Source organism: Bacteroides acidifaciens (genome assembly GCF_903181435.1).
GTDB lineage: Bacteria > Bacteroidota > Bacteroidia > Bacteroidales > Bacteroidaceae > Bacteroides.
In genome coordinates, this window is record NZ_CAEUHO010000005.1 from 335,469 (window position 1) to 361,897 (window position 26,429).

The window sequence follows — 26,429 nt, forward strand, 5'->3', positions numbered from 1 at the left end:
AAAATATCTGTGTCTTTATTATCAGAACAACCTGAAAATACCATGCACAGAATTTTGTTAACTACTGTATTGTATAGCGCATTAACTGTACAAGCTCTAGCAAACGAACCTTTAAAAGGTTTTGCTTATGCATCATCACCTGCTCCAAATGGAAACGAATGGGAATCTCCCGAACAACTGGCATTGAACAAGGAGCAGCCGCATGCTTATTTCTTTTCTTTTTCCAATCTTGAGAGTGCCCGGAAAGTGTTGCCGGAAAATAGTAAATATTGGAAATCTCTGGATGGAGATTGGAAGTTTCATTGGGCTCCTGCTCCTGAAATGCGTCCGAAAGAGTTTTATCAGCCCGAATTTGATGTCAGTTCCTGGGATTTGATTTCTGTGCCTTCCAATTGGAATATTTATGGAATTCAGAAAGATGGAAGTCAGAAGTACGGCACACCTGTTTATGTGAACCAATCTGTAATCTTCGTACAGCATGTAGAAATAGGTGACTGGAAAAATGGCGTGATGCGTACCCCGCCAACCCATTGGGCTACTTATAAGCACCGTAACGAGGTTGGCTCTTATCGTCGTGAGTTTGATATTCCGGAGGATTGGAAGGAACGTGAAGTATTCATTAATTTTGATGGCGTAGATTCTTTCTTCTATCTTTGGATTAACGGTCACTATATAGGTTTCTCCAAAAATTCCCGTAATACGGCTAGTTTTAATATCACTCCTTACTTGCGGAAAGGTAAAAACGTAGTTGCTGCCGAAGTGTATCGCAATTCCGACGGTTCATTTCTGGAAGCTCAGGATATGTTTCGTCTTCCGGGCATTTTTCGCACAGTATCTTTGCATGCAGTGCCGAAGGTGCACATCCGTGATTTGGTAGCTATTCCCGATTTGGACGAAAACTTTTCGGACGGCTCTTTGACGATTAAGGCGGAAATCCGTAATCTTGATAAGAAGGCGGTTAAAGGCTATAAGATTTATTATTCACTATATGCCAATAAACTCTATTCTGACGAGAATACATTGGTCGACAACCTGCTGTCAACAGTTGTAAAAGAAGTTGTGCCGGGAGAATCGGCAGACATACAAACAGTGTTTCAAGTGAAAACACCTCGGAAATGGTCGGCCGAATTTCCCTATTGCTATACATTGGTAGCAGAATTGAAAGACAAAAAGAACCGGACGCTAGAGACAGTTTCGACTCTTGTCGGTTTTCGTAAAGTGGAAATCAGGGATACACCGGCCTCAGAGGATGAGTTTGGGCTGGCAGGACGATATTACTATGTGAACGGTAAGACGGTAAAGTTGAAAGGTGTTAATCGTCATGAATCCACTCCGTCTACCGGACATACTGTTTCACGGGAGATAATGGAAAAGGAGATTATGCTGATGAAGCGGGCCAATATTAATCATGTACGAAACTCCCATTATCCGGACGACCCTTATTGGTATCATCTCTGCAATAAATACGGAATTTATCTGGAGGATGAGGCTAATCTGGAGTCACATGAATTCCGCTATGAAGAAGCTTCTCTTTCTCATCCGATAGAATGGGAGAAAGCGCATATTGCACGTGTAATGGAGATGGTACATAGCAATGTTAATAATCCGTCTATTGTGATTTGGTCGTTAGGCAATGAGGGAGGACCAGGAAATAATTTCGTTGCCGCCTGTCGGGCGTTGAAGAAATTCGACACTTCGCGTCCCGTACAGTATGAACGGAATAATGATATAGTCGATATGGGCTCCAATCAATATCCTTCTGTAGATTGGGTCAGTGGGGCGGCACAAGGAAAGTATGATATAAAATATCCGTTCCATATTTCCGAATATGCACATTCAATGGGGAATGCCTGTGGTAATCTTGCCAGTTATTGGGAAGCAATCGAATCAACTAATTTTCTGTGTGGAGGAGCTATCTGGGATTGGGTAGACCAGTCTCTATACAATTATGATCCGGCAACCGGAGCTCGTTATCTGGCTTATGGCGGTGATTTTGGAGATGTACCGAATGACGGGCAATTTGTTATGAATGGAATCATGTTCGGTGATTTGGAGCCAAAGCCTCAATATTACGAAGTAAAGAAAGTATATCAGCATATAGGGATAAAAGTTGTTGATATAGAAAAAGGAATATTAGAGGTCTTCAATAAATACTATTTTAAGGACCTTGCAGATTATCTGGTGAAATATTCGCTTTATGAGAATGGGAAAGAAATAAAATCAGATATTGTATCCTTGGGAAGTGTAGCTCCGCGGACGAGGAAACTTGTCACCGTTCCATACGTGCATCAATCCCTGTCCGGACAATCAGAATATTTCTTGAAAATCCAATTCTGTTTGAAGGAAAAGATGCCTTGGGCGGATAAAGGTTATGTAGTAGCGGAAGAACAACTTCTGATAAAAGAAGCCGGTAGCCGCCCGGCGATAAGCGAGGTAGCTTCATCCGGAAAGAAATTGGAACTTTCCGGTATAAAGTCGGGAGAGAATATTGTATCTGTCAAAGGCGCCGGATTTGAAGTAACGTTCGACAAATCTGCCGGAAGCATTTATAGTTTGAAATATAATGGCGAATTTATCATAACAGAAGGGAACGGTCCTGAATTAAATGCTTTGAGAGCTTTTGTCAATAATGACAATTGGTTTTTTTCCTCTTGGTTTGATAACGGACTGCATAATCTTCGGCATAAGGCAATCAGTCATTATATACAAGCGCAGGAAAATGGCTCGGTCATATTATCTTTTACGGTAGAGTCACAAGCACCTAACGGTGCGTTTATCAGTGGAGGCATGTATTCCGGCAAGAACCGGATTGAGGAGCGTTCCGACAGGCCTTTCGAAAGTGATGACTTTAAATTCGTAACCAATCAGATATGGACAGTCTATCAAGACGGCTCTATTGAGTTGGAAGCCAGTATAACTTCCAACCGGCCGAATTTGGCTTTGCCGCGCTTGGGTTATGTGATGAAAGTACCCCGGAAATTTGGAGATTTCACATATTATGGTCGCGGGCCTATTGATAATTATTCCGATCGTAAAAGCAGCCAGTTTATAGAAATACATAAAAATAAGGTTGCCAATGAATTTATAAATTTCCCCAAACCGCAGAATATGGGTAATCATGAAGATGTCCGTTGGTGTGCATTGACCGATTCGCAACATAAAGGGGCTGTTTTTATTGCTACCGGCCGGTTGTCTGTATCTGCTTTGCCTTACTCGTCTTTGGATATGATTCTGGCATCCCATCCGTATCAACTACCTGCAGCAGGTGATACGTATTTATATCTGGATTGTGCCGTAACAGGATTAGGGGGGAATAGCTGCGGTCCGGTTCCTTTGGCAAAAGACTGTGTGTATGCCGGACATCATAACATGGGATTCATCATACGCCCATCGGGTACGGATTTATCTGCTATCGCTGCAGTCGAACCTTCAGGAGAACTTCCCCTGTCCATAACCCGTGACCGTGCCGGAACAGTGGAGATCACTTCCGGGCAGAAAGCGGGCACTATTCAATATACGGTGAATGGAGGAAAACCTCAGGAATATAAAGCACCGATACCTTTACGTGCCGGCGGAATCATTTTGAAAAAAGTGAAACATGAAAAGTACATTTTGATTTTTAACAGTCACTGCTGCATTGTGTGTAGCAGTGGCTACCACCGGTTTCGCACAGAGTTTTGTGCATGAAACGTCCGGCGGTTATCTAAAGTATTTTTGCAGGCTTTCCGTCAATTTGCGGATAGCTGTTGTCATGTGCGTATTGACAGTTCTTTCGGATATGTCCAGCGCTTCGCTGATTTGTTTATAGCTCATATATTCTTCCTTTGCCATACAATAAACGATTCTGGTTTTTTCTGGCAGTTGTTGGATGGCTTGCTGCATATTTTCTTCCATGTCTTTTTTCAGCAGTTTTTCTTCCGGTGTAAGTTCGTTTCCCGCTATCTCTATTGTAAATTGGTCAATAGAACTTAGGTTATCCTGACGATTTTTCTCTAAAAATGTGATAGCATGATTCTTGACCGTTATAAATAAATAAGAATCCCAGTCTTTCACATCTTTCAGGTTCTCACGTTTATTCCATAAAGTGAGGAAAACATCAGATAATACATCCTCGGCGGAAGAGGTTGACTGAACGAAATATAATGCAATTGAATAACATTTCTTAAAGTACCGCTTATACATCTTTTCAAAACAGGAAGCATTTCCTTCACTGATTTGTCGTAATAGATAAGTTATAGGAATTCAGGACTTTGAGAAGGTACGTATCCTGAAAGCTGAATTCAGGAACCATCCTGCCAAGTTGAAACGGATTGGACAGATATTGTCGGACTTCCGTCTGGAACGTCTGACCGATACCCCCGCGGAACAAATGGTGGACAAAGCCCGGAAAGCAATCAATAATTTTTGAGAAGAATGTGACTAAACTAATTTATTATAAGCAATAAGGATTAAGGATTATGAAAAAGATATTTTTCAGTTTAACAATGGTATTTTTGTTTATCGCCTTTGCAGCGTGTAAGCAAAAGAAAGGAGAGGCGGTTCAGCCTATCGTGGTGGAAACGCCGGTACGTCCTGCCGGACAGGAGGACGTGATTCGGCTGACTGCTCCCAAAATTGATACGGTACGTGTCGGATTCATCGGACTGGGGATACGCGGACCGGGAGCTGTCGCCCGTTTCACGCATATTCCGGGGACACAGATTAAGGCTTTATGCGACATTCGCCAGGATTGTGTGGAAAATGCGCAGAATATCCTGCGTGAAGCCGGCCTGCCGGAAGCTACTGCTTATTATGGGGATGAAAATTCATGGAAACAGTTATGTGACAGGGATGATATCGACCTTGTCTATGTGGCGACAGACTGGAGACATCATGCCGAAATGGGTATTTATGCAATGGAACACGGAAAACATGTAGCCATTGAAGTGCCTGCCGCTATGACATTGGAAGAAATATGGGCTCTCATCAATACTTCCGAAAAGACTCGTAAGCACTGTATGCAACTGGAAAACTGCGTGTATGATTTCTTTGAACTTACCACATTGAACATGGCTCAACGGGGCGTGTTTGGTGAGATTCTGCATGTCGAAGGGGCGTATATCCACAATCTGGAAGATTATTGGTCGTCTTATTGGAATAATTGGCGTATGGACTACAATCGCAACAACCGTGGCGACGTATATGCTACACACGGTATCGGGCCTGCCTGCCAATTGCTTGATATTCATCGGGGCGACCGTATGAAAACGCTGGTGTCGATGGATACAAAGGCTGTGAACGGTCCGGCATATATCCGGAAAACGACAGGCGAAGAAGTGAAAGACTTTCAGAACGGCGACCAGACTACTACCGTGATTCGTACCGAAAACGGTAAGACGATGCTTATCCAGCACAATGTGATGACTCCGCGTCCTTATAGCCGTATGTATCAGTTGGTCGGCACCGACGGATACGCCAGCAAATATCCGGTTGAGGAATATTGCCTGCGTCCCGAGCAGGTGGATACGAACATGGTGCTTAATCATGAGAACCTGAACGCTCACGGTGCTATGCCCGAGGAAGCGAAAGTGGCAATGATGAACGCGTACAAGCATCCTATCCATGTGGAACTGGAAGAGACAGCCAAGAAAGTCGGTGGTCATGGTGGTATGGATTATATAATGGATTATCGTCTGGTTTATTGCTTGCGCAATGGGTTGCCGCTGGATATGGATGTCTATGATTTGGCGGAATGGTGCTGCATGGCGGAGCTGACCCGTCTTTCCATTGAGAATAATTCGGCTCCGGTGGCAGTTCCCGATTTTACACGCGGCGGATGGAACAAGGTTTCTAAATATCAACATGCTTTTGTAAAATAAGAGGGGGACAGATGAATAAACAACGACTTTATAAAATTCTGCTTTGTTTGTTGATACCGTTTCTTTCGGGGGGCTGTTTTTCTCCGAAAGAACGTATCAGGATAGATGAAGGGACCTTTGTTGTCAATGGTAAGGATGTACAGTTGATTTGCGGGGAGATGCATTATCCCCGTATCCCTCACGAATACTGGCGCGACCGGTTGCAAAGAGCCCGTGCGATGGGACTGAACACTATTTCGGTTTATGTATTCTGGAATTTTCACGAGCGTCAGCCCGGTGAGTTTGACTTCAGCGGGCAGGCGGATGTTGCCGAGTTTGTACGCCTGGCACAGGAAGAAGGCTTGTATGTGATTCTCCGTCCGGGACCTTATGTATGTGCGGAGTGGGACTTCGGCGGTTATCCTTCCTGGCTGCTGAAAGAAAAGGATATGGTCTACCGCAGCAAGGACGCCCGTTTCCTGCAATATTGCGAACGGTATATAAAGGCGCTCGGTGAACAACTGGCTCCGCTGACTATCAACAATGGCGGGAATATACTGATGGTACAGGTGGAAAACGAGTATGGCTCTTACGATGCGGATAAGGAATATCTGGCTGCTCTCCGCGATATGATAAAGGAGGCAGGATTCAATGTCCCGTTGTTTACTTGTGACGGTGGCGGACAGGTTGAGGCCGGGCATATCGACGGGGCGTTGCCCACATTGAACGGAGTGTTCAGCGAAGATATCTTTAAGATTGTGGATAAATATCATCCCGGCGGCCCGTATTTTGTAGCGGAATTTTATCCGGCATGGTTCGACGTATGGGGACAGCATCATTCGACGGTCGATTATAAACGTCCGGCGGAGCAACTGGATTGGATGCTGGGACATGGTGTGTCCGTCAGTATGTATATGTTTCACGGAGGAACAAACTTCTGGTATACGAACGGTGCGAATACAGCTGGGGGCTATCGTCCGCAACCCACAAGCTATGATTATGACGCGCCTTTGGGCGAATGGGGAAACTGTTACCCGAAATATCATGCTTTCAGGGAAGTGATTCAGAAGTATTTGCCCGAAGGAACGGTATTGCCTGATGTGCCTGCCGATAATCCGACAACGTCCTTCGCTGCGATTGAACTGAAAGAGAGTGCTCCGCTAAAAGCGGCTTTCCATCAGACTACCGAATCGGAGAATGTGCTCTCGATGGAAGATTTGGGAGTTGATTTTGGTTATATACATTATCAGACCACTATCAACAAGGCCGGCAAACAAAAAATGATTATACAGGATTTGCGTGATTATGCCGTGATTCTGGTGAATGGAAAACAGGTGGCAAGCCTGGACCGCCGTTACAATCAGAATAATGTACTATTGGATATTCCACAGGCGCCTGCCGTCTTGGAGATATTGGTGGAAAACACTGGTCGCGTCAACTATGGCCCTGATATACAGTTCAACCGCAAAGGGATTACAAACCAAGTGCTATGGGGAGATGAAAAACTGACCGGATGGTCTATTACTCCGCTTCCTCTTTATAAAGAAAAGGTGTCCGAACTGAATTTCGGCGAACCGGTGCGTGGAGTTCCGGCTTTCCATAAGGGCGTATTCAACCTTCAAAAGAAAGGGGATTGTTTTGTCGATATGAGCCAATGGGGAAAAGGCGCTGTTTGGGTAAATGGAAAATCACTCGGACGTTTTTGGAACATCGGCCCGCAGCAGACTTTATACGTGCCTGCTCCCTGGCTGAAAGAAGGGGAGAATGAAATCGTTGTTTTTGAAATGGAAGATGCCGGAAACCGTTCTTTGCAAGGTTTGAACCAACCGATACTCGACAGCTTGGGAGTGGATAAGAACTACCAACAGGGACAACGCCGTATCGTCCAAGGAACTCCCATTCTTGAAAAGGGAGATATTGCGCTGAAAGCCACCGTACAGGAATCTAATGAATGGCAGCTATTTGAATTTCCCGTTGCCACAACATTACGCCATTTTTGCATCGAAACGCTTTCTTCTTATACCGATGACAATCAGGCTTGTATTTCAGAAGTCGAGTTATTGGACGATAAGGGACAGGCGATTGATAAGACAAAATGGGAAGTTGTCTATGTAAGTAGTGAACTGTCTGATAAAAATTTGGGAGTAGGAGAGAACTTATACGATGGCGATGTCTCTTCATTTTGGCACACAGATCCGACTGTCGGTTCTGACCATCCTCATCAGATTATTATTGACATGAAGGAGATATATAAAGTTTCTGCCCTACGGGTGAAAGTGCGTGAAGGCTCGTTCTTATCCGGTAAAGTAAAAGATATACAGCTATATACTCGTCCGCAATTCTTTTTGTTCCGTCAATAGATTGCCGGATTGAATCATCTCACATTTACCCTTTTCCACGTTTAATCTCTTTGTTTTTAGGGATTGGCGTGCGGAAAGGGTAAATGTTTGAAGTTTATTTTCTTACCAGATAAGCTCAGGCAGAGCGGGAGACTACAGAAAAACTTAAATCCATACTAGAAACGATTTTTCATTTTCATTTCTCATGTTCTCATTGTTTATAAGTCAATGTGTTGTTAATCAATAATATATCAGCATGAGAAATAAAATAAGAAACGGCATTTCTCATTGTTTTTCAGCCATTTTGCCTCAAAAACCATGTGTTTCTCATACCTATTTCAACCGTTTCTCATTGGCTTTAGTCTTATTTTCATAGTTTTTCTCTCTTTTTTATCGTATTTCTCATCCATTACCCTTGTATTTCTTTTCTGATTTTGCCCGATTCAATGTTCTTCTTTTCTTTGGCTTTTTCGCCAGTCAACCCATCAGCCTTTTGTCGGCTCCCTGCCAATTTTCTGCTAATTCCTTGCTGACTTTCTACCAACTTTCTGTCAACTTCCTATCCACTTCCTGTGTTTTATAGCTTGTTTTTATGCCGTTCACCTGTTGTCTCTATGTTTTTGATTAATCATTGTTATGTTTTTCTATAGCCATCTATCTTGTTGCACTCCAGTACACAGGTTTGTGCACTAGAGTGCTTAGGTATGTGCACTAAAGTGCACAAGCCTGTGTACTGGAGTGCAACGATAGAAATGCTTATAGAAAAACATACGTATGTCGTTCTTTATCATCTTGATAACTGCTTGATAATGTGTAATTAAGTGCTATCCTTGTTGCTACTTGCCTTGAAGCCGATTATTGTTTCCTGGTCTTTTAGTTTTTCCGCAGATATTTTATTGAACGGTTCTCCATACCTTTTTCAAGTGCATAATAAATGTTTCAGATTCTTCAAATCCGGTTCATGCTGTTTTATGCCTAATGAGAAATGATTTAAATAAGTATGAGAAATACATGGTTGTTGAGGCAAAATGGCATAAAAACCATGAGAAATGCCGTTTCTTATTTTATTTCTCATGGTGTTATATTGTTGATTAATAGATGTTTGCTATGTAAACTATGAGAATATGAGAAATGATTTTTCGAAATAGTTTCTAGTAGGAACGGAATCTTTTCATGTGTGCCTATGTATCACTAGGAGAACTAGTCAGTTTGCTTATGGAATAATAAATCTTCTATTCCTCCATATTTCATTCCATGTTATGCCTCTGAATAAGTTTTCGTAACCCTATCCGTTTTTTCAGTATGGAGTTCCTGAATCTTCTGTCTGCTTGTGAAAGTCGTTCTTTGGATTCTTCTCCTATCCTTTTTCATTCTCTCTTCTTTCTCTCTTCGTGCGCGCTTTACGCGCACGTGTGAATATAATAAGGTGTCCTTTCTTTCCCGTCCCCTCACACTCCTGTCCCTTTATTAAAAAACATGTTCTACAACATCATTATCAATCAACGAGTTAGCATAAACATTCAAAAATAATTAGAAAAAAGAGCAGAATATATTTGGAGCATATATGAAAAGGGCGTACTTTTGCACCCGCTTTCCAAGAGAAGAAAGCCTTGATAAAATGACTTAGTGTACAAAGCGCAGGACCGCTTAACGATAAAAACAAAAAAAGTTCCGAAAAAGTTTGGAATAAATAAATAAAAGTTCTTATCTTTGCAGTCCGATTCGCAAAGAAAGCGGTTTTGCTTTTTTTCTTTTATGATTATTCTTTCCCTTTCGCAAGAGAGCCTGAGAAACGAGTTGAAAAGAAAAAACAAAAAAAACTTCCAAAAAAGTTTGGCAGTTAAAATAAAACCTCTTACCTTTGCACCCGCTTTTGAAACGAAAGCGACAAGTTCTTTGAAATATTGATAAACAATACAAGTAGTACAAGTTAAAAAATAGAACCGTCAATACTTGTTTCCCATGTAGCAATACAAGTGAAACACAGGTAATTGAAAAGAGTCAATAAATTGTACGGCATCCTGAACAGAGCAAAAACCTGCCTAACGGCAGATTAACAATACTTTTACAATGAAGAGTTTGATCCTGGCTCAGGATGAACGCTAGCTACAGGCTTAACACATGCAAGTCGAGGGGCAGCATTTTAGTTTGCTTGCAAACTAAAGATGGCGACCGGCGCACGGGTGAGTAACACGTATCCAACCTGCCTCATACTCGGGGATAGCCTTTCGAAAGAAAGATTAATACCCGATGGCATAGTCCTTTCGCATGATCGGATTATTAAAGAATTTCGGTATGAGATGGGGATGCGTTCCATTAGTTAGTTGGCGGGGTAACGGCCCACCAAGACAACGATGGATAGGGGTTCTGAGAGGAAGGTCCCCCACATTGGAACTGAGACACGGTCCAAACTCCTACGGGAGGCAGCAGTGAGGAATATTGGTCAATGGACGAGAGTCTGAACCAGCCAAGTAGCGTGAAGGATGACTGCCCTATGGGTTGTAAACTTCTTTTATATGGGAATAAAGTTTTCCACGTGTGGAATTTTGTATGTACCATATGAATAAGGATCGGCTAACTCCGTGCCAGCAGCCGCGGTAATACGGAGGATCCGAGCGTTATCCGGATTTATTGGGTTTAAAGGGAGCGTAGGTGGATTGTTAAGTCAGTTGTGAAAGTTTGCGGCTCAACCGTAAAATTGCAGTTGAAACTGGCAGTCTTGAGTACAGTAGAGGTGGGCGGAATTCGTGGTGTAGCGGTGAAATGCTTAGATATCACGAAGAACTCCGATTGCGAAGGCAGCTCACTGGACTGCAACTGACACTGAGGCTCGAAAGTGTGGGTATCAAACAGGATTAGATACCCTGGTAGTCCACACAGTAAACGATGAATACTCGCTGTTTGCGATATACAGCAAGCGGCCAAGCGAAAGCATTAAGTATTCCACCTGGGGAGTACGCCGGCAACGGTGAAACTCAAAGGAATTGACGGGGGCCCGCACAAGCGGAGGAACATGTGGTTTAATTCGATGATACGCGAGGAACCTTACCCGGGCTTAAATTGCACCTGAATAACGTGGAAACATGTTAGCCGCAAGGCAGGTGTGAAGGTGCTGCATGGTTGTCGTCAGCTCGTGCCGTGAGGTGTCGGCTTAAGTGCCATAACGAGCGCAACCCTTATCTTTAGTTACTAACAGGTCATGCTGAGGACTCTGGAGAGACTGCCGTCGTAAGATGTGAGGAAGGTGGGGATGACGTCAAATCAGCACGGCCCTTACGTCCGGGGCTACACACGTGTTACAATGGGGGGTACAGAAGGCAGCTACCTGGTGACAGGATGCTAATCCCAAAAACCTCTCTCAGTTCGGATCGAAGTCTGCAACCCGACTTCGTGAAGCTGGATTCGCTAGTAATCGCGCATCAGCCATGGCGCGGTGAATACGTTCCCGGGCCTTGTACACACCGCCCGTCAAGCCATGAAAGCCGGGGGTACCTGAAGTACGTAACCGCGAGGAGCGTCCTAGGGTAAAACTGGTAATTGGGGCTAAGTCGTAACAAGGTAGCCGTACCGGAAGGTGCGGCTGGAACACCTCCTTTCTGGAGCGATGTCGTTCGAAATGACTTTTCAAGGTTCTGTTTTTGTACTACTGGTACTTGTTTATTTATAATATATAGATCGAGCGTCTATAGCAATTATAGATAGAGATAAACAAGAGAAAAAAGAAGCCGAGTCTAACGCAACAGGTAGACAAGGTTGAACTAGTCCTATAGCTCAGTTGGTTAGAGCGCTACACTGATAATGTAGAGGTCGGCAGTTCAACTCTGCCTGGGACTACTCCGAAAACTCTTACGGGGGATTAGCTCAGCTGGCTAGAGCATCTGCCTTGCACGCAGAGGGTCAACGGTTCGAATCCGTTATTCTCCACAGTCTCTGAAAAGAGAAACGATCTTTGACATGATGATAACAAAAAAGTAAAATTTTAGTAAAGAGCTAAAAGTATATATCGAACCGTACGTTCTTAACGTATCAAGATTGCGCAAGCATTCCTCCATACGCTAAGAAGTCAGTTTGAAAGAAAGTAAGCAAGGGCGCATGGCGGATGCCTTGGCTCTCGGAGGCGATGAAGGACGTGATAAGCTGCGATAAGCTTCGGGCAGGTGCAAATAACCTTTGATCCGAAGATTTCCGAATGGGACAACCCGACATTCTGAAGGAATGTCATCCATCCTAGATGGAGGCTAACGCAGGGAACTGAAACATCTTAGTACCTGTAGGAAAAGAAAATAATAATGATTCCCCAAGTAGTGGCGAGCGAACGGGGATTAGCCCAAACCAATGTTGTTACGGCAACATTGGGGTTGTAGGACCACGATGTCGCACGAAATTTGGTGAGAAGAATTCTTTGGAAAATGAAACCATAGACGGTGATAGTCCGGTATTCGAAGCCAAACGAAGCGTAGTGGTATCCTGAGTAGCGCGGGACACGAGAAATCTTGCGTGAATCTGCCGGGACCATCCGGTAAGGCTAAATACTCCCGAGAGACCGATAGCGAACCAGTACTGTGAAGGAAAGGTGAAAAGCACTTCGAACAGAAGAGTGAAATAGTCCCTGAAACCATGCGCCTACAAGCGGTCGGAGCTGCTTAAGCAGTGACGGCGTGCCTTTTGCATAATGAACCTACGAGTTACTTTTTCCGGCAAGGTTAAGAATCTAGAGATTTGTAGCCGAAGCGAAAGCGAGTCTGAACAGGGCGATAAGTCGGAAGGAGTAGACGCGAAACCAAGTGATCTACCCTTGGGCAGGTTGAAGGTTAGGTAACACTAACTGGAGGACCGAACCGATAAGCGTTGAAAAGCTTCCGGATGACCTGAGGGTGGGGGTGAAAGGCTAATCAAACTTGGAGATAGCTCGTACTCCCCGAAATGCATTTAGGTGCAGCCTTGTGAGTTACTAATGTGAGGTAGAGCGACTGATAAGATGCGAGGGCTTCACCGCCTATCAAGTCTTGATAAACTCCGAATGCGCATTAGTCCTATCACAGGAGTGAGGGCATGGGTGCTAAGGTCCATGTCCTAAAGGAGAAGAATCCGGACCATCAGCTAAGGTCCCCAAATAATTGCTAAGTTGAACTAACGAAGTCAGATTGCTAAGACAGCTAGGATGTTGGCTTGGAAGCAGCCATTCATTTAAAGAGTGCGTAACAGCTCACTAGTCGAGGAGTTTGGCGTGGATAATAATCGGGCATCAAGCAATTTACCGAAGCTATGGGATGTGCAAACATCGGTAGGGGAGCATTCCACTCTGCGTTGAAGGTGAAGCGTGAGCTTTGCTGGAGCGTGTGGAAAAGCAAATGTAGGTATAAGTAACGATAAAGGGGGTGAGAAACCCCCTCGCCGAAAGACTAAGGTTTCCTGATCAACGCTAATCGGATCAGGGTTAGTCGGGTCCTAAGGCTCAGCCGAACGGTGAGGCCGATGGCAGAACAGGTTAATATTCCTGTACTACCTCAAGGAGTGACGTGGAGACGGAGCAGTGACAGCGTCGCGGACTGACGGAATAGTCCGTTGAAGGGTGTAGACGTTGATTATCCCAGGCAAATCCAGGATAAGAGTCGAACCTGATAGTATACTAAATTCTTCGGAATGCGGTAATAGTGCGTGTAAACATACTCCCAAGAAAATCCGCTAAACTTAATCTTTGAGGTACCCGTACCGCAAACGGACACACGTAGTCGGGTTGAATATACTAAGGCGCTTGAGTGATTCACGGTTAAGGAACTAGGCAAATTGACCCTGTAACTTCGGGATAAAGGGTCCCTACGGCGACGTAGGGCGCAGAGAATAGGTCCAGGCAACTGTTTAACAAAAACACAGGGCTGTGCCAAATTGAAAGATCACGTATACAGCCTGACACCTGCCCGGTGCTGGAAGGTTAAGAGGAGATGTCATCGCAAGAGAAGCATTGAATTGAAGCCCCAGTAAACGGCGGCCGTAACTATAACGGTCCTAAGGTAGCGAAATTCCTTGTCGGGTAAGTTCCGACCTGCACGAATGGTGTAATGATCTGGACACTGTCTCAACCGTGAGCTCAGTGAAATTGTAGTATCGGTGAAGATGCCGATTACCCGCGATGGGACGAAAAGACCCCGTGAACCTTTACTATAGCTTAACATTGAATTTGGGTAATTGATGTGTAGGATAGGCCGGAGACTTTGAAGCGCAGACGCCAGTTTGTGTGGAGTCGCTGTTGAAATACGGCCCTTTGATTATTTGAGTTCTAACCCGTGGATGCGGGGACACTGTTTGGTGGGTAGTTTGACTGGGGTGGTCGCCTCCAAAAGTGTAACGGAGGCTTCTAAAGGTGCCCTCATGACGATTGGTAACCGTCAGTAGAGTGTAATGGCATAAGGGCGCTTGACTGGGAGACAGACACGTCGATCAGGTAGGAAACTAGAGCATAGTGATCCGGTGTTTCCGCATGGAAGGGACATCGCTCAAAGGATAAAAGGTACTCCGGGGATAACAGGCTGATCCCTCCCAAGAGCTCATATCGACGGAGGGGTTTGGCACCTCGATGTCGGCTCGTCACATCCTGGGGCTGGAGAAGGTCCCAAGGGTTGGGCTGTTCGCCCATTAAAGTGGCACGCGAGCTGGGTTCAGAACGTCGTGAGACAGTTCGGTCTCTATCTATCGTGGGCGTATGAAATTTGCGTGGCTCTGACACTAGTACGAGAGGACCGTGTTGGACTGACCGCTGGTTTACCAGTTGTGCCGCCAGGTGCATCGCTGGGTATCTAAGTCGGGATTGGATAAGTGCTGAAAGCATCTAAGTACGAAGCCAGCCACAAGATTAGATTTCTTAGGGTCGTCAAAGACGATGACGTTGATAGGATGCAGGTGTAAAGGTGGTAACATCATAGCCGAGCATTACTAATTGCCCGTCCACTTTCTTATCAAGCTTGTACGTGTCGCGATATATACGTTTAGCTGTTGCTGATTTTACTTTTTCATCATGTCATAACCTTATTCAGGTGGTTATAGCACGAGGGTTCCACCTCTTCCCATTCCGAACAGAGAAGTTAAGCCTCGTCACGCCGATGGTACTGCGTAACAGTGGGAGAGTAGGTAGCCGCCGTTTTTGAAGAAGAGTCCCCTTGATTCAGTAATGAGTCAAGGGGATTTCTGTGTTTATACACTTTCCTAGTTTGCTCTTCCTATTTATACATCTCGTGCGTATAATTACTATGTATGCAATTCGTATTTCCTTTCTGTTCAAGTATTAAATCTTTTTTAAGACATAAAATTACTTTCTTAAAGAACAAAATCCTCTTAGGCTTGTTTTAATAGTAGAGTTAAACTTAATAGTATAAATGATGTGAACAACGACAAACATATGCATTTAATTGCTACATTTGTCGCGATGTCAGAAGGACAATAATAAACAACTAAAATACAATGAAAGCTTCCCCGAAACTCATATTAGCTTTTCTTCTGCTGATGCTATCCTTTAGCATAAGTGGAAATGCTGGGAATTCATCTTCTTGTATTTCAGCATGTGTTTCTTCCTCTTGTCAATTCTCTGAATCAACTTCCTCTACTCATCAATGCTCTTCTGTCAATAGCCACTCTGTGGGGTATGACAACTCTCAGTCTTTGTCTATTTCGGACGTTGAATTGGGCTTTAAGCCGGTTACTGAAACAAATGCTAATCACTATCGTCTGCGTAGAATCATCGAAATAAATGACTCTTTAAAAGACGCTATGCATAAGTTCTCTTTGTTAAGAGAAAATTCACTTGTATTAGATCAAAGTAAATCTTATTATTCGGATAAGGATCCACATTACTCCATTATCTGTAGCGACTACTATGTGTTCGCTCTAAGACGTATCCTTATTTAGTATTCTCACCCGTTTTTACTCGTATTCATTTACTTTTCGTACCTCTGTATGAACTGTGCTCCTTTTTTATGTTCAAAAAGTCGCAGGGTCTGTAGCGCAGTGTGTCTAATCATTTGAATTTTTCTAAATAACTAAAATTAATATCTTAACAAAAAACTTATTATGGAAACTACTAAAAAAACTCAAGTTGTAGGTATAAAAAATGCCGGTATCGTAATTATCTGCTGTTTTATTCTGGCAGTGTGTATTTACCATTTCCTGTTGGGAAATCCGTCCAACTTTATGAACAATGATCCGAACAACCATCCGTTGCCCGGAAACTTTCTGGGTACTATCTACAAAGGTGGTATTATTGTGCCTGTCATTCAGACATTGTTGTTGACCGTGCTCGCATTGAGTATCGAACGCTATTTTGCTCTTCGTTCTGCTTTCGGAAAAGGTTCTTTGGCTAAATTCGTTACTAATATCAAAGCTGCCCTGGCTGCCGGAGATATTAAGAAAGCACAGGAAATCTGTGACAAGCAACAGGGCTCTGTTGCTAATGTCGTTACTTCTACTTTACGCAAGTATGAAGAAATGGAAAGGAACACAACTTTGCCTAAGGAACAAAAACTGCTGGCCATCCAAAAAGAACTGGAAGAAGCTACCGCGCTGGAGATGCCTATGATGCAACAGAATCTTCCGATTATCGCTACCATTACCACATTGGGTACATTGATGGGATTGCTCGGTACTGTAATCGGTATGATCCGTTCGTTTGCCGCTCTGTCCGCCGGTGGTGGTGCCGACTCCATGGCATTGTCGCAAGGTATTTCCGAGGCTTTGATTAACACTGCTTTCGGTATCTTGACCGGTGCTCTGGCTGTAATCTCTTACAACTACTTCACTAACAAAATTGACAAACTGACTTACGGGCTGGACGAGGTCGGATTCTCTATCGTGCAGACTTTTGCTGCTACTCACTAATTCTGCGAACCCTTTAAAATCTATTAGTCATGGGTAGAGCGCAAATTAAAAAGAAAAGTACGTTCATAGATATGACCGCTATGAGTGACGTTACCGTACTGCTTCTGACTTTCTTTATGTTGACTTCAACATTTGTGAAGAAAGAACCGGTGCAGGTGAACACTCCGGCTTCCGTATCGGAAATCAAAATCCCGGAGACAAACGTGCTCCAGATTCTGGTGGATCCAAGCGGAAAAATATTTATGAGCCTCGACAAACAGCAGGATATGCAGGCTGTTTTGGAGAGCATGGGTGAAGAGTATGGCATCAAGTTTACTCCCGAACAGGAGAAGCGGTTTACATTGGCTTCAACTTTCGGAGTACCTATCAGAAGTATGCAGAAATACCTGGATCTGCCCGAAGAACAACGGGACAAGATTCTCAAAAATGAAGGGATTCCCTGCGATAGTACCGACAATCAGTTTAAGTCATGGGTGCGCAATGCACGTCTTGCCAACGCTGACTTGCGTATCGCTATCAAGGCAGATGCTTCGACTCCATACTCAGTGATAAAGAACGTTATGAACTCACTTCAGGATTTGCGGGAGAATCGGTATAATCTGATTACTTCTCTCAAAGCGGAATCTGAAGAATAAAAAGGAGGAAACAGAATGAGTGCTGAAGTACAAGAGAGCGGCGGAAAAAATGGAAAGTGCAAACAGAAGAAATTTGCCGTAAGGGTGGACTTTACCCCGATGGTGGATATGAATATGTTGCTGATTACTTTCTTCATGCTTTGTACCACCCTGAGCAAACCTCAGACGATGGAGATTAGCATGCCGAGCAACGACAAGAATATTACTGAACAACAGAAGAGTATGGTGAAGGCTTCGCAGGCAATTACATTATTGCTGGGAGCGGATAACAAGCTCTATTACTACGAAGGGGAACCGAACTACAAGGATTATACTTCGTTGAAAGAGACTAGTTACACACCCGACGGAATACGTGCCGTACTTCTTCAGAAGAATGCGGCTGCCGTGAACAAAGTGAGAGCTTTGAAGCAGCAGAAGCTGGACCTAAAGATTTCAGAGGAGGAATACCGCAAACAGGTTTCCGAAATTAAGAGCGGAAAAGATACGCCGACCGTGATTATCAAGGCGACGGATGATGCTTCTTATATGAATCTGATTGACGCGCTGGACGAAATGCAGATATGTAATATAGGTAAGTATGTGATTACGGACATTGCCGAGGCGGACGAGTTCTTGATTAAGAATTTTAATGCTAAGGGGGCGTTGTCGCAGAACCTTGCCGATAAATGATGTAACACCTAAAAAAGAAAAGTAAAATGGCAAAAATAGATTTAACTTCTTCGGAATGGTGTCAACTGATTTTTGAAGGCAAGAATCAAGCGTATGGCGCTTATAAGATGCGCGCCAATTCAACGAAACGGCATAATCTGGCGATGCTGGCCGTATTGGTCATCGCATTGATCGGGTTTACGATTCCTACGCTGGTGAAGTTGGCAACTCCGAAACAGAAAGAAGTAATGACGGAGGTCACTACTCTGTCGAAACTGGCAGAACCGGAAATCAAACAGGAAGAGATGAAACGGGTGGAACCGGTAGCGCCTCCCCCGCCTGCATTGAAGAGTTCTATCAAGTTTACGGCTCCTGTCATCAAGAAGGATGAAGAGGTGCACGAGGATAATGAGATTAAGAGTCAGGAAGAGCTGACTTCTACGAAAGTGGCCATCTCCATTGCCGACGTGAAAGGTAATGACGAAGCCAACGGTAAGGATATCGCGGACTTGAAGCAGGTGGTGACACAGGCTGCGCCGGAGCCGGAAAAGGTCTTTGATATGGTAGAGCAGATGCCTGCTTTCCCGGGCGGACAACAGGAGTTGATGTCTTATCTGGGTAAGAATATCAAATATCCGACGATTGCTCAGGAGAATGGGACGCAGGGACGTGTCATCATTCAGTTTGTGGTGGAACGTGATGGTTCTATCTCGGATGTGCATGTGGCTCGTGGTATAGACCCTTATCTGGATAAGGAAGCTGTACGCGTGGTAAAGAGCATGCCGAAGTGGATTCCGGGTAAGCAGAATGGTAAAGCGGTACGTGTGAAGTTCACTGTCCCGGTAATGTTCAGGTTACAATAGAAAGATGATGAAAAGACAATTTTGGCTGATAGGAATCGTTTTGCTGGCGGCATTAAGTGCTTGCCGCTCGAAATCGAAGGAGGGACCGACGGATACGTATTCGTCCGGTGTGATAGCTATTGCGGCGGATGAAAGTTTCGAGCCCATTGTACAGGAAGAAATCGATGTGTTCGAGAGCCTGTATCCTTTGGCCGGGATTGTCCCTCGCTACACAACGGAAGTGGAAGCGATCAATTTACTTCTGAAAGACAGTGTCCGGTTGGCAATCGCAACCCGGACACTGACTGAGGAAGAGATGAATTCGTTTCACAGCCGTAAGTTCTACCCCCGCGAGATTAAGTTGGCTACCGATGCATTGGCATTGATTGTGAATCGTGCGAATCCGGATTCTTTGTTGAGTGTACGTGATTTCCGCCGCATCCTGACGGGAGAAGCGAAAAGTTGGAAACAAGTGAATCCACGTTCCGGCTTGAAGGAGATTCAGGTAGTGTTCGACAATAAGAATTCGAGTACCGTACGCTTTGCGATGGATTCCGTTTGTGGCGGAAAACCGTTGGCAACGGAGAATGTGAGTGCTTTGAATACGAATCAGCAGGTGATAGATTTTGTAGCGGAGAATCCCGAAGCGATAGGTGTAATCGGGGTGAACTGGCTGGGCAACCGCAGTGATACCACCAACCTTTCTTTCAAGGAAGAAATCAGAGTGATGGCGGTGAGTGCCGAGGATGTGGCGACTCCCGAAAACAGTTATAAACCTTATCAGGCTTATCTGTATTACGGCAACTATCCGTTGGCACGTCCGATTTACGCAATCCTGAATGATCCCCGCAACGGGTTGCCCTGGGGATTCACTTCTTTTATGACATCCGACAAGGGGCAGCGGATCATATTGAAATCCGGACTTGTTCCGGCTACACAGCCGGTGCGTATTGTCCATGTGAAAGACGAATAATAACTAAAATTAGAGACTATCATGAAACGAGTACAAATGTTTTTAGCTGGAGCGTTTATAGCAGTTGGGTCGCTCTACGCGCAATCACCCGATGCCGAATGGCAGGCAGGCGTTGCAAAATTGAAGGAAACTATTCAGACGAATCCGGCACAGGCTGCTGAAGAGGCTGAACATCTGATAAAAGGAAAGAATAAGAAGAATGTGGAACTTCTGGTGGCTGTCGGAGAAGCCTATCTGGATGCCGGCAAACTCACCGAAGCGCAGGAGTATGCTGCTCTTGCGAGGAAAGCGGATGACAAGTCGCCCATGGCTTCCGTATTGGAAGGGGATATTGCCGTGAAACAGAAAAATGCGGGTCTTGCTTCTCAGAAGTATGAAGAGGCTATTTACTTCGACCCGAAATGTGCGGATGCTTATCTGAAGTATGCGGATATTTATAAGTCGGCGAGTGCGGACCTTGCTATTGAAAAGCTGAATCAATTGAAAGCACTGGAACCGTCCAACACAGCAGTAGACAAGAAACTGGCAGAGATTTATTATTTGAAGAATGATTTTAGTAAAGCGGCGGACGTTTATTCGCGTTTTGCCATGGGGGCGACGGCAACCGAAGAGGATTTGGTGAAGTATGCGTTTGCCTTGTTCCTGAACCATGATTTTGCAAAGTCGCTCGAAGTGGCGAATATGGGCTTGCAGAAGAATCCCCGCCACGCTGCGTTCAACCGGTTGGCAATGTATAACTATACGGACTTGAAACGTTTTGACGAAGCGATAAAGGCTGCGGACATTTTCTTTAATGAGTGCGACAAGGCCGATTATTCTTATCTGGATTATATGTATTACGGGCATCTGCTGGAAGATTTGAAGAAGTATGACGATGCGGTGGTGCAATACGAAAAGGCAGTTGAAATGGAACCGGCAAAGACGGATTTATACAAGAATATCTCTGCTGCTTACGAGCAGAAGAATGATTATAAGAAAGCGATCAGTGCTTACCAGAAATATTATTCATCTCTTGATAAAGAAAAACAGACTCCGGATTTACAATTCCAGTTTGGCAGACTTTATTATGGAGCGGGTACGCAACCTGATTCGTTAACTATCACTGTCGATGAGCGTAAACAGGCTTTGGCATCTGCCGATTCTGTTTTTCAGGTTATCGCAGTGGAGGCACCGGACAGCTATCTGGGTAATTTCTGGCGGGCACGTGCCAATTCGGCACTCGACCCCGAAACAACTCAGGGATTGGCGAAGCCTTTTTATGAGGAAGTGGCTACTTTATTGGAAAGTAAAAACGATCCTCATTACAATGCTGCCCTGGTGGAATGTTACAGTTATCTCGGATATTATTATCTGTTGGCTATCGAAAACCCGGCATTGAAAGCCGAAGCGAAGGCGAACAGGGATACATCACGGGAATACTGGAGCAAAATTCTGGCTATAGACCCCGCTAATGCTACTGCTAAAAGGGCATTGGACGGCATCAAATAGTGAATAATTTTAGTTGTTTGTCGTGACAGGAGAAGTGGAGAGTGATCTTAGCTTCTCCTTTTTTTTGCATTTTTTTCTGCTTTTCTATTGCTTTATTCAAAAGATTGTCTACTTTTGCAGTGTACTATTATACTAATACACTAGATTTAACTAATTCATTAAACAAAAGTACTATGATTGCAGTAGAAAATCTTTCATTTACTTATCGCAAATCAAAGCGTGAGGTACTTCGAGACTTTTCTCTTTCATTCAAATCCGGCAGGGTGTATGGACTGTTGGGAAAGAATGGTGCCGGAAAGTCCACTCTTCTTTATTTGATGTCCGGGTTATTGACGCCTAAAAGCGGCAGGGTGATGTTTCATGATACGGACGTTCGTCGCCGGTTGCCGGTAACTTTGCAGGATATGTTCTTGGTTCCCGAGGAATTTGAATTGCCTTCGGTGTCTTTGGTCAGTTATGTGGAGCTGAACAGTCCTTTCTATCCTCGTTTTAACAAGGAGGAGATGATTAAGTATCTTCATTGTTTTGAGATGGATATTGATATTGATCTCGGATCGCTGTCTATGGGACAGAAAAAGAAGGTGTTCATGAGTTTCGCGCTTGCTACGAATACGTCGCTTTTGCTGATGGACGAACCGACCAATGGGTTGGACATTCCCGGAAAAAGCCAGTTCCGTAAGTTTATCGCGTCGGGCATGTCGGATGAAAAAACGATTGTGATTTCCACGCATCAGGTACGTGATATAGATAAGGTGCTCGACCATGTGTTGATTATGGATGAAAGCCGTGTGTTGCTGGATGAATCGACAAGTGAAATCTGCGACAAACTTTACTTTGTGGAGAGTGACAACCGAGAGTTGGCGAAGAGTGCTCTCTTTGCGATTCCTACAATTCAAGGTAACCATCTGATACTTCCCAATGTGGAGAAAGAAGAATCGGAGATTAACCTGGAACTTCTCTTTAATGCTACATTGGCTGCTCCTGAAGAGATAGCCCGATTGTTTCACACTCAAAAATAAAAGACGATGATAAAAGATACTTTTTTCAGTTTGCCTCGTTTTATGAATCTTTGCCGCAAGGAGATGGTGGAGAGTTGGAAATCGAATGTACTTCGTATCGTGTTGCTTTATGGAGTGATGGCGGTGGCGATGGTTTGTAACGGATATTTTGAATATCATGGGCAAAAATCTTCTATGGACCCTACATGGCCATTTCTGTTAGCAACTTTTGTTTGGGTTTTGTGGGGATTCGGGTGTTTGAGTGCTTCGTTTACTATGGAGAAAATGAAAACAAAAACAGGTCGTATTTCAACTTTGATGACTCCGGTAACTTCTTTTGAGAAGTTCTTCTTCAGGTGGCTGATATGTACGGTTGTATTCTTGGTGGTTTTTCTGATTACCTATAAATTGGCGGACTATACGCGGGTGATGGTTTATTCGTTGGCTTATCCGGAAAAGGACTTTATAGCTCCTGTTGATTTGTCTCATCTGGTCGGTAAGGGAAAATATTATTATACATTGTGCAGGACAGGATGGGAGTTCGGAGCATTGATAGCCGCATATTTCTTCGTTCAATCTCTATTTATTCTGGGTAGTACTATATGGTCTAAAAACTCGTTTCTGAAAACATTTGCATCGGTAACGGTTATTGTACTGGGATATTTTGGAGTCGGTGTTTTTATGGGTAAGATGTTGTTGAAGAGGGGTGTGTATTATTCTTTTGTGGATGATGTTGCGATGTCTGATGAGACTATGTGGGGATTACTTATTGCTATCTGTATATTCTTTACGCTGTTTAATTGGACTCTTGCCTATTTCCGTTTCAAGGAATCAGAAATTATTAACCGAATGTAATCCTTAGCTTATGAATTTTAAAGAAAGTAAAGCCATTTATTTACAAATTGCAGATAGAATCTGTGATGAGATATTGCTGGGGCAGTATCCGGAAGAAGAACGTGTCCCTTCGGTCAGAGAATATGCTGCTATTGTAGAGGTGAATGCCAATACGGTGATGCGTTCTTTTGATTATCTCCAGGTACAGAATATTATTTATAATAAACGCGGTATAGGATATTTTGTAGCATTGGGGGCTAAGGAAATGATTCATTCTCTTCGCAAAGAAATCTTTTTGAAAGAAGAGTTGGAGTATTTCTTTCGCCAGCTTTATACGCTTGATATTCCGATGAAGGAGATAGAGGCAATGTATCGTGAGTTTATAAAAAAGCAGAAATAAAAAACGAATTATTATGAAACGTACTACTTATATATTAATAGGTCTTATCGTCTCCGGATTGATTGTCATTATTGCTACTATTATTTTCATCTCTACATCCAGAAAACCATATCCAGAGAACGGTCTTTTCGTAGGAGGAGAGCTGGTAGAAATGAATCTGGATGGCATACGTGTGGTGAAGATGTTTGTCAGTCAGTCTGAAGATAGTAAAGAAGGAAGGATTTACATGAATGGAGATGTGAAGATATCAAGTCCTTCTACGGCAGGGGAAAGAAAGGTTGTCTATCCGAAGAATGAATATCTGAAAGTTAACCGGATGAATGACACGTTATTGATGGAATTTGATTTTAATGACCGTAATATTCCGAAGAAATTCCGTAAGAAGGATTATATGTACGCGACCGGAATAGATGTCCAGATGTCTGTAGATTCGTTAAATAGCATTTTTATCAATACGCAAGGTTTAAAACTGAATTTGAAAGAGGTGAAAATGGATTCGTTGTTTGTACATGCCATTTATCAGAAAGTATTGCTTGATTCTTGCCAATTCCGTTCTTTTAGTATAGATGGAGAAGATTTGAGGTTTAAGGCAAAGGATAGTAAAATAGAAGATTTCTATCTGAACTTGAATAGTGCATGGAACTGGGAAATTGAAAAATGTGACATAGATACGGAGTATCTTAGAGGTAGCAGGACGCATCATAATACTTTACGGGCAGGAGAATGTAAACGTGTTGTGTGGACTCCGGTGGGGAAAGATGCCCGGTTGCAGTTGTACCTTCAGGAGAAAGCGGAAATTATAGTAAATCCGGAATAGAAACTAGACGTAGCTAAACAAGAAAAGGAGCAATAATGAATCTATCTCATTTTGCTCCTTTTTATTATATATTCTCTTTGTAGGGTTATAAAGCTTTGGTCAGCGTGAAGCAGTCAATATCCGGTGCCCAGTTATAGCTGTTTCCCATGCGGATTGTATTATATCCTGCTTTCAATTCTACGGGAATGGAGATTTGATTGTGTGTTTCATCTTCTCCCAATGAATCGATTTTTGTGATAATGCCGTTGACGTCTACTTCCAACTGACGTCCTTTACCGAATGAATAGTAAACAGTCATGTTGTAGCGTCCGCCGTCTCCACTGTACACTTCGCTCCATTCAGCATAGTTTTCCGGTTGTCCGCCGAGAAATCCCACTTTCATTTTGCCGGATGCTTCCTTGTCGTTAGCATAAATAATACCTTTAGGATTCTTACCCAAGTCATTGAAGAGAGGTAAGTATGCCCATTCAGCTTCATACAGAGTCGGTTCCAGGCGTGTTTCACCTTCCATGCGGAGGAACATGGCGCTGCGGGCAGGCAGAGTTTGTTCAAAGTTGCTGGAGAAGCTACCGAGATCATCATGCTTTACCAAGTCACGTACTTTCACATTTCCGTCAAATTCCAAAGAAGAGAATGGAACGGAAAAAGTGCATACCGTATCAGAAGGATTGTATAATGCCACTGCACGTACATTGCCACGTTTCTGTTCGATATCTTTCACCAATACATAGCCGTCGTTTTCATGTTGCGCTACATAAGCCTGCAATCCCAGCGGGTCTTGATTGAGTGCGATTAATTCTTTGTTTGTCAGCAATTCAAGTGAAGATTCTGGCAGGCTCTCCAGATTGCAACCGATAAGCAAAGGGGAGCTCATGATACACCACAAACCGAAATGCGCTTCTTCTTCCGTCGGGGTAAGTCCTTTTCCGCCTACTTTGCTGTCGTCACGGAATCCGATTACCATCATATCCATATCATTGTAATGTCCGTTTCCGGCATAGGCGGATAGGTAGAGATTCTTTTTGACTACATATTTCAATGAGCCCCAATGTGCATTGATGTCTCCGCTGATACGCCAGGAAGTAGCTACATCTTTCGCCCAAGTGCCGGGAAAAGCCCATCGGCAGATATTCACGGAAACGTCTTTGTTTACCTTGTCTATGCTGTTGCGGATAGAGGTATAGCGTTCTTTCTCTTCCAGCCCCAGTACATCTCCGCCGCAATAGTCTATTTTGATAAAGTCGAATCCCCAGTCACCGAAGTATAACTGAGCGTCTTGCGGTTCGTGTCCGTAGATGCCTGCGCCTACTCCTGCTGCGTCATTGTCCCAAATAGAACCGCAGGTGTTATTGCCTGCATCGGTATAGATACCGGCTTTCATTCCCAGTCCGTGTATGTGGTCGGCTATCGGTTTCATACCATTCGGGAAACGTTTCTCATTTGTCTGCATCATGCCGTTGTCATCCCGTTTGCCGAAGAAGCCGTCGTCTACATTGATGTAGTGGTAGCCTGCGTCCTTCAAGCCTTTTTCTGCCATAAGGTCTGCCTGATGTTTAATAATGTCTTCGCTGATATCTACTCGGAAAGCATTCCAGGAACTCCATCCCATGATAGGCGGAGTGAGTGTCTTCTCATTCTCAGAATGAGCCACTTGAGTCTTTGTACAACTGAAGTACAGCAGAGAGAGTGCTGTCACTGTCAAAATGTAGAATCTGTTCTTCATGATATAATAGGTTGATGGAGTTTACTCCGG

The 26,429-nt window shown here is 43.9% G+C and carries 15 protein-coding genes, 2 tRNA genes, 3 rRNA genes and 1 pseudogene; 19 read left to right on the plus strand and 2 right to left on the minus strand.

What is annotated here, in order from left to right; translation table 11 throughout:
* Positions 1–42: 42 nt before the first annotated feature.
* Positions 43–3,612 (plus strand): annotated as a pseudogene (locus CLIN57ABFB40_RS18550) (glycoside hydrolase family 2 TIM barrel-domain containing protein); the annotation flags it as partial.
* An 87-nt stretch (positions 3,613–3,699) separates the two neighbouring features.
* Here the strand turns inward: CLIN57ABFB40_RS18550 and CLIN57ABFB40_RS18555 are convergent.
* On the minus strand, positions 3,700–4,242 hold the full coding sequence (locus CLIN57ABFB40_RS18555) for an RNA polymerase sigma factor (RefSeq protein ID WP_175631567.1): 543 nt from the start codon (positions 4,240–4,242) through the stop codon (positions 3,700–3,702).
* Positions 4,243–4,484: 242 nt separating this feature from the next.
* On the opposite strand from CLIN57ABFB40_RS18555, the gene CLIN57ABFB40_RS18560 reads away from it, so the two are divergent.
* The 18 genes from CLIN57ABFB40_RS18560 (at position 4,485) to CLIN57ABFB40_RS18640 (ending at position 24,676) form a co-directional block, all read left to right on the plus strand.
* On the plus strand, positions 4,485–5,858 hold the full coding sequence (locus CLIN57ABFB40_RS18560) for a Gfo/Idh/MocA family protein (RefSeq protein WP_410489620.1): 1,374 nt from the start codon (positions 4,485–4,487) through the stop codon (positions 5,856–5,858).
* A gap of 11 nt (positions 5,859–5,869) precedes the next feature.
* Complete coding sequence (locus CLIN57ABFB40_RS18565; RefSeq protein ID WP_175631435.1) at positions 5,870–8,197, plus strand: beta-galactosidase; 2,328 nt, start codon at positions 5,870–5,872, stop codon at positions 8,195–8,197.
* A gap of 2,046 nt (positions 8,198–10,243) precedes the next feature.
* Positions 10,244–11,772: ribosomal RNA gene (locus CLIN57ABFB40_RS18570) — 16S ribosomal RNA — on the plus strand.
* 164 nt (positions 11,773–11,936) lie between these two features.
* A tRNA-Ile gene (locus CLIN57ABFB40_RS18575) sits at positions 11,937–12,010 on the plus strand.
* 16 nt (positions 12,011–12,026) lie between these two features.
* Positions 12,027–12,100, plus strand: a tRNA-Ala gene (locus tag CLIN57ABFB40_RS18580).
* A gap of 148 nt (positions 12,101–12,248) precedes the next feature.
* Positions 12,249–15,130 (plus strand): 23S ribosomal RNA (locus CLIN57ABFB40_RS18585).
* Between the two features lie 73 nt (positions 15,131–15,203).
* Positions 15,204–15,314 (plus strand): 5S ribosomal RNA (gene rrf / locus CLIN57ABFB40_RS18590).
* Together the 16S, 23S and 5S rRNA genes with 2 tRNA genes alongside form the textbook arrangement of a ribosomal RNA operon.
* Positions 15,315–15,631: 317 nt before the next feature.
* Positions 15,632–16,075 (plus strand): hypothetical protein, encoded by a 444-nt coding sequence (locus CLIN57ABFB40_RS20410; protein ID WP_254871830.1) that lies wholly within the window; start codon positions 15,632–15,634, stop codon positions 16,073–16,075.
* Between the two features lie 162 nt (positions 16,076–16,237).
* A complete protein-coding gene (locus CLIN57ABFB40_RS18595) occupies positions 16,238–17,041 on the plus strand; it encodes a MotA/TolQ/ExbB proton channel family protein (protein ID WP_175631436.1) in 804 nt (267 codons plus the stop codon).
* Positions 17,042–17,070: 29 nt separating this feature from the next.
* A complete protein-coding gene (locus CLIN57ABFB40_RS18600; protein WP_167959720.1) occupies positions 17,071–17,676 on the plus strand; it encodes an ExbD/TolR family protein in 606 nt (201 codons plus the stop codon).
* Between the two features lie 15 nt (positions 17,677–17,691).
* Positions 17,692–18,345 carry an ExbD/TolR family protein gene (locus CLIN57ABFB40_RS18605; RefSeq protein ID WP_175631437.1) on the plus strand — a complete coding sequence of 218 codons (654 nt, stop codon included), beginning with the start codon at positions 17,692–17,694 and terminating at the stop codon, positions 18,343–18,345.
* 26 nt (positions 18,346–18,371) lie between these two features.
* Complete coding sequence (locus CLIN57ABFB40_RS18610; RefSeq protein ID WP_175631438.1) at positions 18,372–19,187, plus strand: energy transducer TonB; 816 nt, start codon at positions 18,372–18,374, stop codon at positions 19,185–19,187.
* 4 nt (positions 19,188–19,191) lie between these two features.
* Entirely contained in the window at positions 19,192–20,139 is a 948-nt protein-coding gene (locus tag CLIN57ABFB40_RS18615) for a PstS family phosphate ABC transporter substrate-binding protein (protein ID WP_175631439.1), read from the plus strand.
* Between the two features lie 21 nt (positions 20,140–20,160).
* Positions 20,161–21,627: a tetratricopeptide repeat protein gene (locus tag CLIN57ABFB40_RS18620; protein WP_175631440.1), complete on the plus strand. Its 1,467-nt coding sequence runs from the start codon at positions 20,161–20,163 to the stop codon at positions 21,625–21,627.
* A gap of 173 nt (positions 21,628–21,800) precedes the next feature.
* Complete coding sequence (locus tag CLIN57ABFB40_RS18625; protein ID WP_175631441.1) at positions 21,801–22,646, plus strand: ATP-binding cassette domain-containing protein; 846 nt, start codon at positions 21,801–21,803, stop codon at positions 22,644–22,646.
* A 6-nt stretch (positions 22,647–22,652) separates the two neighbouring features.
* Positions 22,653–23,480, plus strand: coding sequence for a hypothetical protein (locus tag CLIN57ABFB40_RS18630; RefSeq protein WP_175631442.1), 828 nt, complete (start codon positions 22,653–22,655; stop codon positions 23,478–23,480).
* A 10-nt stretch (positions 23,481–23,490) separates the two neighbouring features.
* Complete coding sequence (locus CLIN57ABFB40_RS18635; RefSeq protein WP_167959711.1) at positions 23,491–23,859, plus strand: GntR family transcriptional regulator; 369 nt, start codon at positions 23,491–23,493, stop codon at positions 23,857–23,859.
* 13 nt (positions 23,860–23,872) lie between these two features.
* Complete coding sequence (locus CLIN57ABFB40_RS18640) at positions 23,873–24,676, plus strand: hypothetical protein (protein ID WP_175631443.1); 804 nt, start codon at positions 23,873–23,875, stop codon at positions 24,674–24,676.
* Between the two features lie 85 nt (positions 24,677–24,761).
* On the opposite strand, the gene CLIN57ABFB40_RS18645 is transcribed toward CLIN57ABFB40_RS18640, so the two are convergent.
* A complete protein-coding gene (locus tag CLIN57ABFB40_RS18645) occupies positions 24,762–26,399 on the minus strand; it encodes an alpha-galactosidase (protein WP_175631444.1) in 1,638 nt (545 codons plus the stop codon).
* Positions 26,400–26,429: the final 30 nt, after the last annotated feature.